The sequence below is a fragment of the Pseudomonas sp. BN414 genome, from assembly GCF_029871275.1.
Classification (GTDB): Bacteria; Pseudomonadota; Gammaproteobacteria; order Pseudomonadales; family Pseudomonadaceae; genus Metapseudomonas; species Metapseudomonas resinovorans_C.
This window is the reverse complement of record NZ_SSOL01000078.1, coordinates 58,978-72,003: the sequence shown is the minus strand read 5'-3', so window position 1 is coordinate 72,003 and position 13,026 is coordinate 58,978. Positions and strand designations below refer to the sequence as shown.

The 13,026-nt window shown below is 66.4% G+C and carries 3 protein-coding genes; 2 read left to right on the top strand and 1 reads right to left on the bottom strand.

Annotated elements, in window-relative coordinates; translation table 11 throughout:
* The first annotated feature begins 64 nt into the window (after nt 1-64).
* Nucleotides 65-4,969 carry an alpha-2-macroglobulin gene (locus tag E8E95_RS25675; RefSeq protein WP_280354886.1) on the top strand — a complete coding sequence of 1,635 codons (4,905 nt, stop codon included), beginning with the start codon at nt 65-67 and terminating at the stop codon, nt 4,967-4,969.
* A 48-nt stretch (nt 4,970-5,017) separates the two neighbouring features.
* Here the strand turns inward: E8E95_RS25675 and E8E95_RS25670 are convergent, their stop codons facing one another.
* The gene (locus tag E8E95_RS25670; protein ID WP_280354884.1) at nt 5,018-10,123 is read right to left on the bottom strand and encodes a cadherin-like domain-containing protein; all 5,106 of its coding nucleotides are present in this window, start codon (nt 10,121-10,123) and stop codon (nt 5,018-5,020) included.
* A gap of 472 nt (nt 10,124-10,595) precedes the next feature.
* Here E8E95_RS25670 and pbpC point away from each other — a divergent pair, with 472 nt between their 5' ends.
* Nucleotides 10,596-12,947, top strand: coding sequence for a peptidoglycan glycosyltransferase PbpC (gene pbpC / locus E8E95_RS25665; protein ID WP_280355430.1), 2,352 nt, complete (start codon nt 10,596-10,598; stop codon nt 12,945-12,947).
* The last annotated feature ends 79 nt before the right edge of the window (nt 12,948-13,026 follow it).

Genomic DNA, 13,026 nt, shown 5'->3' with positions numbered 1-13,026 from the left:
CCACCGGAGCGCCCGGCTGGTCTATAGTTCGCCGCCTATACGCACTCCCCATCGAGAGCCTGCCATGCCGAAGAAAGGACTACTTCTGGCCGTGGTGCTGAGCCTGCTCAGCGCCTGCGATTCCTCCACCCCCGAGCAGGCGGCGAGCAAGTCGCCACCCGCCGCTACCCAGGACGCGGCGCGCGCGGCCGTCGATACCGCCGCTCTGGCCAAACGCTACGCAGGCCGCGAGCTGCAGGTGATCGACGTATCCGAAGTGCAGCTCGACGGCGCCAGCGCGCTGTCGGTGACCTTCTCGGTGCCGCTCGACCCGGAGCAGACCTTCGCCGAGCGCCTGCACCTGGTGGACAGCAAGGATGGCAAGGTGGATGGCGCCTGGGAACTCTCCGACAACCTGATGGAGCTGCGCCTGCGCCACCTGGAGCCCAAGCGCAAGCTGGTGCTGACCATCGACCCTGGCCTGCGTGCGGTGAACGACGCCCGTCTCGCCGAAGAGCATGTCACCCGCCTGGAAACCCGCGACCTGCAGGCCACCGTCGGCTTCGCCAGCCGGGGTTCGCTGCTGCCCACCCGCCTCGCCGAAGGCCTGCCGGTGATCGCGTTGAACGTCGACAAGGTGGATGTGGACTTCTTCCGCGTGAAGACCGAATCCCTACCGGGCTTCCTCGCCCGCTGGGGCAAGCGCGGCGCCCTGGACGTCTGGGAGGCGCGCGAACTGCTGAAGATGGCGGACCTGGTCTACACCGGCCGCTTCGATCTCAAGCCCGCCCGCAATACCCGCGAGACCCTGCTGCTGCCCATCGCCGGCCTCGAGCCGATGAAGCAGCCGGGCGTCTACCTGGCGGTGATGAAAGAGTCCGGCAGCTACGCCTATTCCAATCCGGCGACGCTGTTCACCCTGAGTGACATCGGCCTTTCCGCGCACCGCTACAGCGACCGCCTGGATGTCTTCACCCAGGCCCTGGAAGGCGGCGCCGCGCAGGCCGATATCGCCCTGGAACTGCTGGATGGCGAAGGCCGCGTGCTGGCCGAAGGCAAGACCGACGGCAAGGGCCACGCTGAAATTCCCCTGGCGCCCAAGGCCGAAGTGCTGATCGCCCGCAAGGACGAACAGACCAGCCTGCTGCGCCTGTCCGCGCCAGCGCTGGACCTGGCTGAGTTCGACATTGCCGGCCCGGCCAGCCATGCCCTGCAGTTCTTCGTCTTCGGCCCGCGCGATCTCTACCGTCCGGGCGAGACCGTGCTGCTCAATGCCCTGCTGCGGGACGCCGATGGCCGTGCGGTGAAGGATCAGCCCGTCACCGTCGAAGTACGTCGGCCCGATGAACAGGTCAGCCGCCGCTTCGTCTGGGCAGCCGGGGAGGGTGGTTTCTACCAGTACCAGCTGCCGCTCGCCGCCGAGGCACCCACCGGCCGCTGGCAACTGCTGTTCGACCTGGGCGATGGCAAGCCGCAGCTCTATGAATTCCTCGTGGAAGACTTCCTGCCCGAGCGCATGGCGCTGGAACTCAAGGGCAGCGATCATCCCTTCGCCCCGTCCGACAATGCCCGCTTCCAGGTCAGCGGCCGCTACCTCTATGGCGCACCGGCCTCCGGCAACCGCCTGACCGGCCAGCTCTACGTGCGTCCGCTGCGCGAAGCGGTGAAGGCGCTGCCCGGCTACCAGTTCGGCTCGGTGATGGAGGGTGAACTGAGCCAGGACATCGAACTCGACGAAACCCAGCTGGATGCCGACGGCAAGACCGAGCTGAATATCGACACCCGCTGGGCCGAGGCCAAGTCGCCCGTGCAACTGATCCTCCAGGCCAGCCTGCAGGAGTCCGGTGGCCGTCCGATCACTCGCCGCCTGGTACAGCCGGTGTGGCCGGCCAAGCGCCTGCCGGGCCTGCGCGCCCTGTTCGACGGTGAAGAAACCGACGCCGACAGCGTGGCCGAGTTCGAGCTGCTGGTGGCCGACCCCGAAGGCAACAAGCTGGCCGCCGACAACCTCAAGGTGCGCCTGGTGCGCGAGCGCCGCGACTACTACTGGAACTACTCCGAGAGCGATGGCTGGACCTACCACTACAACGAGAAGTACCTGAACCTCACCGAAGAGCAGGTGCAGGTTGCCGCCGGCGGCACCGCCAAGGTCAGCTTCCCGGTGGAGTGGGGCCCCTACCGCGTGGAAGTGGAAGACCCGGCCACCGGTATCACCAGCAGCCTGCGCTTCTGGGCCGGCTATCGCTGGCAGGACAACGCCGAAGGCGGCGCAGTACGCCCCGACCAGGTCAAGCTGGCGCTGGACAAGCCGGGTTATGCCGCAGGCGACACCGCCAAGGTCACCGTCACGCCGCCCAGCGCGGGCAGCGGCTACCTGTTGGTGGAATCCGCCGAGGGCCCGCTGTGGTGGCAACCCATCGAGGTGCCCGCCGAAGGCAAGAGCTTCGATATCCCGGTCGCCAAGGACTGGGCGCGCCACGATTTGTATGTCAGCGCGCTGGTTATCCGTCCCGGTGAGCGCAAGGCCAGCGTCACGCCCAAGCGCGCCGTGGGCCTGTTGCACCTGCCGCTGGAGCGGGCGCCGCGCAAGCTGGCGTTGACCCTCAGTGCGCCGGAGAAGATGCGTCCCAAGCAACCGCTGAAAGTCCAGGTGCAGGCGAAGAACGCCGATGGCAGTGTGCCGAAGTCGGTGAATGTGCTGGTGGCCGCGGTGGACGTGGGCATCCTCAACATCACCCGTTATGCCACGCCCGATCCCTTCGCCAGCCTGTTCGGCCGCAAGGCCTACGGCGCCGACCAGCTCGACGTCTACGGCCAACTGATCGAGGCCGGCCAAGGCCGTCTGGCCACCATGGCCTTCGGTGGCGACGCCGCCCTGGCCGGTGGCGGAAAGCGTCCGCAGACCAGCGTCACCATCGTCGCCCTGCAAAGTGCACCGGTCACCTTGGACGACCAGGGCCAGGGCGAAATCAGCGTCGACATTCCCGACTTCAATGGTGAGCTGCGCCTGATGGCCCAGGCCTGGACCGACGAACGCTACGGCATGGCCGAAGCGAAGACGGTGGTGGCCGCACCGCTGGTGGCGGAACTCGCGGCGCCGCGCTTCCTCGCCGGTGGCGACCAGACCACCCTGGCGCTGGACCTGACCAACCTCTCCGGCAAGCCCCAGCGCCTGGACGTGCTACTGGAAAGCAGCGGCCAACTGGACCTCGCCCAGAGCGCCGGTGGCCAGACCGCACCCATCCAGCTCAAGGATGGCCAGCGCACAACCCTGCGCATTCCTGTGCGTGCGGTGGGTGGTTACGGCCAGGGGCAATTCAAGGTGACAGTGAACGGCCTGGAATTGCCGGGCGAGAACCTGCCGCCGTTCAGCCGCGAATGGACCCTCGGGGTGCGTCCGGCCTATCCGGCGCAGCTCAAACAATTCCGCGCGGTGCTCAAGGGCGATAGCTGGAGCCTGCCGGCTGGCACCCTGGATGCTTACGAGCCGGACGGCCGCGAGGGCCTGCTGCAGCTGTCCAGTCGCCCGCCGCTGAACCTCGGCGAGCAGATCCGCGCGCTCAAGGCCTATCCCTACGGTTGTGCCGAGCAGACCACCAGCGGCCTGTACCCGTCGCTGTACGCCGACGCCGCGTCGCTCAAGCGCCTCGGCCTGGAAGGTGAGCCGGACGATGCGCGCCGCAAGTCCATCGAACTCGGCATCGAACGCCTGCTCGGCATGCAGCGCTACAACGGCAGCTTTGGCTTGTGGAGTGCCGACAGCGAAGAGGAATACTGGCTGACCGCCTACGTCACCGACTTCCTCCTGCGCGCCCGCGACCAGGGCTTCGCCGTGCCACCGGAAGCCCTGAAAAAGGCCAGCGAGCGCCTGCTGCGTTACCTGCAGGAGCGCAGCCTGATCGAGGTCAGCTACAGCCAGAACGCCGACCACACCCGCTTTGCCGTGCAGGCCTACGCCGGCTACGTCCTGGCGCGCAGCCAGCAGGCGCCGCTGGGCGCGCTGCGCAGCCTGTGGGAACGCCGTGCCGATGCTCGCTCCGGCCTGCCGCTGGTGCAGCTGGCGGTGGCCTTCAAGTTGATGGGCGATGCGCCGCGCGCCGACGAGGCTCTGGAGTTGGGCCTGCGCTTCCAGCGCGATAGCCACGACTGGCTGGCCGACTACGGCAGCCCGCTGCGCGATCAGGCACTGATCCTCGCCCTGCTGGAAGAACACGACCTGGCCACCGGTGCCCGCGAACATCGCCTGTTCGACCTCGCCGATCTGGTGGCCGGCGAGCGCTGGCTGTCGACCCAGGAGCGCAACGCGCTGTACCTGGCTGGCCGTGGCCTGCTGGGCAAGCCCGAGCCGAACTGGAGCGCGCAGCTCAGCACGGGCGGTCAGCAGCGCGAGCTGAACAATCAGCAGCCGGGACTCAAGCTGGAGGGTGACCTGCTGGCCGAACCGCTGAGCATCGCGTCCGCCGGCAGCGAGCCGCTGTACCAGCAACTCACCCTGTCCGGCTATCCACTGGCCGCGCCGGCGCCTGGCGGCGAGAACCTGTCCATCCACCGCGAGTTCCTCGGCGCGAATGGCGAGCGTCTCGACCTCAACGCTCTGGACAGCGGCGAGTTGGTGCTGGTGCACCTGACGATCGAAGCGAAGGAGCGTGTGCCTGACGCCCTGGTGGTAGACCTGCTGCCTGCGGGCCTGGAGCTGGAAAACCAGAACCTCGCCCAGAGCGCCGCCAGCCTCGACGACGCCAGCAGCGCTGTGAAGGAATGGCAGAAGTCCATGCAGAACGCCGCCATCAAGCACCAGGAATTCCGTGACGACCGCTACGTCGCCGCGCTGGATGTCGGCGAATACGGCACCACCCACCTGCTGTACCTGGCCCGTGCCGTCACCCCCGGCAAATACCGCGTGCCTCCGCCCACGGTGGAATCCATGTACCGGCCGAACTGGCAGGCGCTTGGCGATGCGCCGGAGCACCTGGTGGTGCGCGGCAAGTAAGGACCGAACCGGAACCCCCTCTCCCTTTCGGGGAGAGGGGGAACGCCGTCAGCTCGGAATGATGTGGTCGCCACCCCCGAAGATCGCCGTTACCTGCTGGACTCCGGTAATGGTGACCACCTCAACGAAGGTAGCTCCTGCGCCATTGCCGTCGACATCCACCTGAACGGAGATGTCGCCGCCTACCTGCACCGCCTTGACGTAGTTGGCGATCGCCTGTGGCAGCACGCTGTTGCCGAGCAGCCCCGAGAAATCGAGCTTGTCGCCCTGGGCTGCGCTGTAGTCGGAGATGCGGTCCTCGGCCTCGCTGAGGCTGTTGAACCTGAACAGGTCCGCGCCGCCGCCGCCAATCAGCACATCCGCACCCAGGCCCCCGTACAGCACATCATTGCCGGCACCGCCATCAAGCGTGTCATTGCCGGCACCGCCGCGCAGTTCGTCGGCGCCGCCGCTGCCGGTCAGGCTGTCATTGAATGCCGATCCGATCAGCCCCTCCATGTTCTTGTAGGTGTCGAACCCCAGCCCAACGGTGGACAAGTCGACGGTGGTGTTGCTGCTGCTCTGCACCAGCGTGAGGCTGAGCGCCGCAGTGGCGTCGGACAGATCGAGCAGGTCGCTACCTGCACCGCCATCCAGGACATCGCTTCCACCGCCGCCGCGGAGAATGTCATTGCCGCTGCTACCGGTCAGGTTGTCGTCGAAGCGAGAGCCGATCACCCCTTCCATGTTCTTGTAGGTGTCTGTTCCGATGCCGGCCAGGGCTCCCGTGCTCCAGAAACCGTTGGTGCCAGCAGCCGGATTGCTGCCCTGGTTGAGCGTGAAGGTGAGTGAGCCGGTGGCATCGGAGAAATCGAGCATATCGATGCCGTTGCCACCATCGAGTGTGTCGTTGTCTTCGCCCCCGCGAAGGCGATCTTCGCCACTACCGCCAATGAGCGTGTCCACCCCATTCCCGCCGACGAACAGATCACTTGCGGCCGCTCCGGTCAGGGCGTCCACGTTGCTGCCGCCGTCGAGAAAGGCTGCCTGATAACTGTTGCCGGACAGGTTGACGCTGGACGCGCCATTGGTGGAGACGAGATTTACCGTCACGGTTCCCGTGGCCGTTCCGCCGGCATTGTCCGAAAGGGTGTAGGTGAATGTGCCGGTAGGGGCGGACGGGTTATTGCCGCTGGCGAAGGTGATCAGGCTGTTGTTCGAGCCTTCGACGAATTTCACGTCGGAGATCGCGCCTGCTCCCAGGCCAAGACCGGTGATGGACAGGAACGCCCCATCGACATCGGAGTCATTGCCCAACAAGGCGGCGACCGAGAAGACGATGCCCGTGCCATTGGTTGTATTGAAGGCCGCCGTGTTGTTGGACACGTAGAGCACATCGTTGACCGCAACGGGGGCAGCGTTCACCTGCGTAGCCGTGACCATGATCCCCAGGTTGTCGACGTCGCTGGCTGCACCATCGCTGGTGGTCATGGTCAGCGTGTCGTCGCCGCTGAAGTTGGCGGCGGACAGGTAGCCGATATTGGCGGCCAGCGTCGCGTTGATCTGGGCGAGCGTTCCGTTGAGCGTGAGTGTCGAGGTGTTGAGCCCCCCAATGGAGGCCCCGCCCACGATGGACTGCGCGGAGAGCGTGCCGTGGGCGACCTGCAGCGTCACGGTCAGGTTGTTCGAGGCGGCGTCCACATCGGCAATGCTCAGGCCACTGATGCTCTTGGGGGCTCCTGCCGGGGTGGTCTGGGGGCCGGGCAGGGTGTTGACCGGTGCATCGTTGACCGGGGTGAGGTCGAGGCTGGCGCTGCCGCTTGCACTGAGCGAACCGTCGGTTACGGAGTAGCTGAAGCTGACGGACGTGTCGTCGTTCAGTGCCGGCGTATAGCTCCAGGTGCCATTGCCGTTGTCGACCAGGCTGCCGCTGCCAGCGCTGATTTGCAGATTGTTAGCGGTCAGGGCAGGACCGTCGACGTCCGCTGCATTGCCCAGCAACTGGGCCTGGGTGATCAGGCGGGCACCGCTGTCTTCGGCGATGGAGGCGAGGGTTACCGGGGCGGTGGTGGGGGCGTCGTTGACTGGGGTGATCTCCAGGCTGGCGCTGCCAACGGCGCTGAGCAAGCCGTCGGTCACCGAGTAGCTGAAGCTGACGGACGTGTCGTCGTTCTGCGCCGGGGTGTAGCTCCAGGTGCCGTCGCCGTTGTCGACCAGGCTGCCGCTGCCAGCGCTGATTTGCAGATTGTTAGCGGTCAGGGCGGGGCTGTCGACGTCTGCTGCATTGCCCAGCAACTGGGCCTGGGTGATCAGGCGGGCTCCGCTGTCCTCGGCGATGGAGGCGAGGGTTACCGGGGCGGTGGTGGGAGCGTCGTTGACTGGGGTGATCTCCAGGCTGGCGCTGCCAACGGCGCTGAGCAAGCCGTCGGTCACCGAGTAGCTGAAGCTGACGGACGTGTCGTCGTTCTGCGCCGGGGTGTAGCTCCAGGTGCCGTCGCCGTTGTCGACCAGGCTGCCGCTGCCAGCGCTGATTTGCAGATTGGTAGCCGTCAGGGCGGGGTTGTCGACGTCTGCTGCATTGCCCAGCAACTGGGCCTGGGTGATCAGGCGGGCGCCGCTGTCTTCGGCGATGGAGGCGAGGGTTACCGGGGCGGTGGTGGGGGCGTCGTTGACCGGGGTGATGTCGAGGCTGGCGCTGCCAGCGACGGTGAGGTCGCCGTCGCTGATCGTGTAGCTGAAGCTCACCGCCGTGTCGTCGTTTTCGTCCGGGGTGTAGCTCCAGCTGCCATCGCCGTTATCGGTCAGGGTGCCGCCACCGCTGCTGATCGTCAGCCCGCTGGCGGTGAGTTCGTCGCCCTCAATGTCATCGGCATTGGCCAGCAGTTCAGCCTGGGTAATCACGCGGACGCCGCTGTCTTCGGCGATGGCCACTAGGTTTACCGGCGTGGTTGTCGGCGCATCGTTGACCGGAGTGATATCGAGGCTGGCGCTGCCGGCGACGGTAAGATCGCCGTCACTGATCGTGTAGCTGAAGCTCACTTCGGAGTCGTCGTTCTCGTCCGAGGCGTAATTCCAGGTGCCGTCGCCATTGTCGGTCAGGGTGCCTCCGCCGCTGCTGATCGTCAGCCCGCTGGCGGTGAGCGTGTCGCCTTCGATGTCCTCAGCGTTGGCCAGCAATTCGGACTGGGTAATCACGCGTACGCCGCTGTCTTCGGCGATGGCCGCGAGGGTTACTTCGCTGGTCGTCGGCGCGTCGTTGACCGGGGTGATGTCGAGGCTGGCGCTGCCGGCGACGGTGAGGTCGCCGTCGCTAATCGTATAGCTGAAGCTCACTTCGGAGTCGTCGTTCAGTGCCGGGGTATAGGTCCAGGTGCCGTCGAGGTTGTCGACCAGGCTGCCGTTGCCCGACGCAATCGCCAGGTCCACGGCGGTGAGTTCGTCGCCCTCGATGTCATCGGCATTGGCCAGCAGTTCAGCCTGGGTGATCTCGCGGACGCCGCTGTCTTCGGCGATAGTCGCAAGGGTTACTTCGCTGGTTGTCGGTGCGTCGTTGACCGGGGTGATGTCGAGGCTGGCCGTGCCAGCGGCGCTGAGCAAACCGTCGGTAACCGAGTAGCTGAAGCTGACTGCAGTGTCGTCATTGAGGGCTGGGGTGTAGCTCCAGGTGCCATTGCCGTTGTCGATCAATGTGCCGCTGCCGGCGCTGATTTGCAGGTTGGTAGCGGTCAGGGCAGGGCCGTCGACGTCCGCTGCATTGGCCAGCAACTGGGCCTGGGTAATCAGGCGGGCACCGCTGTCCTCGGCGATGGCGTCCAACGTCACGGCGCTGGTCGTCGGCGCATCGTTGACCGGGGTGATGTCGAGGCTGGCGGTGCCAGCGGCGCTGAGTGAACCGTCGCTGACGGTATAGGTAAAGGACACCTGAGTGTCGTCGTTCAGGGCCGGCGTATAGCTCCAGGTGCCATTGCCGTTATCGACCAGGGAACCACTACCAGCGCTGATCTGTAGATTGACTGCCGTCAACGCAGGGCCGTCGACATCCGCCGCATTGGACAGCAACTGGGCTTGTGTGATCAGACGAGCGCCACTGTCTTCGGCGATGGCAGTCAGAGTTACCGGAGTGGTGGTGGGGGCATCGTTGACCGGGGTGATATCCAGCGTGGCACTGCCAGACGCAGTGAGCGAACCATCGCTGACGGTGTAGGTGAAGGACACCTGAGTGTCGTCGTTCAGCGCCGGAGTGTAGGTCCAGGTACCGTTGCCGTTGTTGACCAGGGAGCCGCTGCCAGCGCTGATCTGCAGATTGGTCGCAGTCAACGCAGGGCCGTCGACATCCGCTGCATTGGCCAGCAACTGGGCCTGGGTAATCAGACGGGCTCCGCTGTCCTCGGCGATAGCGGCGAGAGTTACCGGGGTAGTAGTCGGCGCATCGTTGACCGGGGTGATGTCCAGCGTGGCGCTGCCGGCAACGCTGAGGGAACCGTCGCTGACGGTGTAGGTGAAGGACACCTGAGTGTCGTCGTTCAGCGCCGGGGTGTACGTCCAGGTGCCGTTGCCATTGTTGATCAGGGAGCCGCTGCCAGCGCTGATCTGCAGGTTGCTGGCGGTGAGCCCGTCACCGTCGATATCCGAGGCATGGGCCAGCAGCTCGGCCTGGGTGATCAGACGTGCGCCGCTGTCTTCGGCAATGGCCGCCAGGGTTACCGGGCTGCTAACCACTGGAGCGTCGTTTACACCGGCAATCCGCACTGTCGCTGTGGTCCAGCTCAGGGTGCCATTACCCAGGCGGATGGCATAGGTGAAGCTGTCGATCAGGTACTCGCCAACCGAGAGGCTCCGGTATGCCTCGCTCTGGAGAAGCTCGCTGGGGTTGTAAAGGACCTTCATCTTCCCGTCCGACTGGTCCTGGCCGATCCAGATGCGGGCGCCAAAAGCGCTGCAGCAATCCTGGTCACGGGCCAGCAGATCCGCTTGTATCTCCGTCCGGGTCGCCGTGCTGCCATCGGCCGTAACGCCGTCGTCCAGCGAGTAGAGCGTCTTGGCCTTGCCACCGAGGTCATTCGCCATGACATCCAGGCAGATGTAGTCGAGGCCGTCTCGCACCAGGTCCTCGTAGAGGAAGCTGTCGCCGTTCGCTTGGGGGGTATTGCTGAATGAGACGGTGGAGATGGCCATGCTGACTTCCTTTCGCTGAATTTGTTGGTCTTGTGGGCGTTACCAGGGGCATCCAGCGGCGCCAGGCGGACCCTGAGCCGCCCGCTGCGAAAGGGACGCACGAAGCCCGAAGGCAGCGCGCAGGAAGCTGCGAGCACCCATGCAAGGGACTCCTGAATTGAGTAAGGGACCGTGAAGAAGAAGGGCACCGACTACAGCGACGGCCAAAGCACTGATGTCAGTTTGATACTCGTTTAGGAGGGGCCCGAGCCGCTGTAAAGGAACGGCCTGGGGCGAGGAGTACTGACGGTCAAAATCACGACGAACGGCGAATTGGAGTCGGGAATTTGACTGACGGTGTGATGACGCCCCGCTCGCGGAGAACGGTGACTTGTAGTGAAACCCGGATGGGACGACCATCTGCCCCTTGATTCGGCCCTGCCCTGGAGAAGACATGGCCCGGCACCCACAGGTCGACCCGGTATCCGCCAGGATGGCGTGGATAGGGTCTGGCCGCCCCTGGCGCGTCCTGCGCCGGCCCTCGTTGCTGATACCGCTGCTGATGCTGGCGCTGCTCTGGTCGGCCGACCGCCTGTTCCCGTTGCCGCTGCCGGACGATGACCTGGCGCGGGTGGTGCTGGCCGAAGACGGCACGCCGCTCTGGCGCTTCGCCGATGCCGAGGGCGTCTGGCGCTACCCGATCAGCCAGGACGAGGTGTCGCCCTTTTACCTCGAGGCGCTGCTGACCTATGAGGACCGCTGGTTCTATCAGCACCCCGGTGTGAATCCTCTGGCCCTGGCACGTGCAGCCTGGCTCAACCTCACCGGCGGACGCGTGCTTTCCGGGGGGAGCACCCTGTCGATGCAAGTGGCGCGGCTGCTCGACCCGCATTCGCGGACCTTCGCCGGCAAGTTGCGTCAGCTCTGGCGCACCGCGCAGCTGGAGTGGCACCTGTCCAAGGATGAGATCCTCGCGCTCTACCTCAACCGCGCGCCCTTCGGCGGCACCTTGCAAGGCGTGGCGGCGGCCAGCTGGGCCTACCTCGGCAAGCCACCGTCTCAACTGACCCGTGCCGAGGCCGCACTGTTGGCGGTATTGCCCCAGGCGCCCAGCCGGTTGCGGCCGGACCGCCACCCCGAGCTTGCCCAAAAGGCGCGTGACAAGGTGCTGCGGCGCCTGGCGCAGTTCGACGTCTGGCCCGAAGGCGCAGTGAAGGAAGCCATGGAAGAGCCGGTGCTCCTGGCTCCGCGCCAGGAGCCTAGCCTGGCGCCGCTGTTGGCGCGGCGGCTGAATACTCCCAAGAGCCCGCCGCTGATCCGCACCACCCTCGATGCCGCGTTGCAGCGCCGCCTGGAAGACCTGCTGCTGGGCTGGCGCGCACGCCTGCCGGAGCGTACCTCGGCGGCCATCCTGGTGGTGGAGCACCAGAACATGGCCGTGCGCGCCTACCTGGGCTCTGTGGATATCGCCGATGAGCGCCGCTTCGGTCACGTGGACATGGTCCAGTCGCTGCGCTCGCCCGGTTCCACCCTCAAGCCGTTCCTCTATGGCATGGCCCTGGATGCCGGGCTGATTCATTCCGAGTCCCTGTTGCAGGATGTGCCCCGGCGCTACGGCGACTACCGCCCCGGCAATTTCGCTGCGGGCTTCATCGGCCCAGTGTCCGCCAGCGAGGCGCTGGGCATGTCCCTCAACCTGCCGGCAGTGCAACTGCTGGAGGCCTACGGACCGAAGCGTTTCGCCGGTGAGCTGCGCAATGTCGGCGTGCCGCTGGTGCTGCCGGCGGCCAGTGAGCCGAACCTGGCGCTGATCCTCGGTGGCGCCGGCAGCAAGCTGGAAGAACTGGTCAGCGGTTACAGCGCCTTCGCCCGCCAGGGGCGCGTCGCCCATCTGCGCCTGCAGCCCCAGGATGCGCTGCAGGAACGCCGCCTGCTGTCGCCCGGCGCCGCCTGGATCATCCGCCGCATCCTCGCCGGTCAAGCGCGTCCGGACCGCGACCCGCGCGCACGATTGACGCAACGGCCGGTGCTGGCCTGGAAGACCGGCACCAGCTACGGCTTCCGCGACGCCTGGGCGATTGGCGTTGGTCCGCGCTACCTGATCGGCATCTGGATCGGCCGCCCCGATGGCACACCGGTGCCCGGCCAGTTCGGCCTGGCTTCGGCAGCCCCCTTGTTGTTGCAGGTGCATGACCTACTGGTGAACCGCGATACGCAGCGCGGCATCGCCCAGCCGGTGGACCCGCAACCCCCTGAAGTCGGCGTCGCCGCCATCTGCTGGCCTCTTGGCCAGCCCATGGCCAAGGGTGATCCGAACTGTCGTCGCCAGCGTTTCGCCTGGACCCTCGAAGGCACCACGCCACCGACCCTGCTGGCGGCCGACCAGCCACTCGGCCTGGGGCTGCGCCAGCCCCTCTGGGTGGACGCCGGGGGCCGTCAGGTAGCCCCCGGTTGCAGCGGCGCCCAGGCTCGCGAGCTGGTGCTCTGGCCCGCACCTCTGGAGCCTTGGTTACCCCGCCGCGAACGTCGGGCCGCGCGCCTGCCGGTGGTGGACCCGGCCTGCCCGCCGCAGTTGCCGCCGCCCGCCGCACCGCTCTCCATCGTCGGGGTTCGTGAAGGCGACCAGCTGCGCCGCCCATCGGGCAGCGCCGGACCCTTGCGCCTTCAGCTCTCCACCCTCGGCGGCAGCGGCCGGCGATGGTGGTTCCTCGACGGCGCGCCGCTCACCGCCACTGCCCCGGAGGAGAGCTTCAACCAGGAGTTCCGGCGCAGCGGCCGGCACCAACTGAGCGTGCTCGACGAGGCCGGGCAAACCGCTCGTCTGGAGTTCGCGGTTACGGACTGACCACTCGTTCAAGTTTTCGCTGGCGCGCCGATAAGTCTTGTTGGCAAAGAGTGGGAATATTGTTGAACAGTTTGTATAC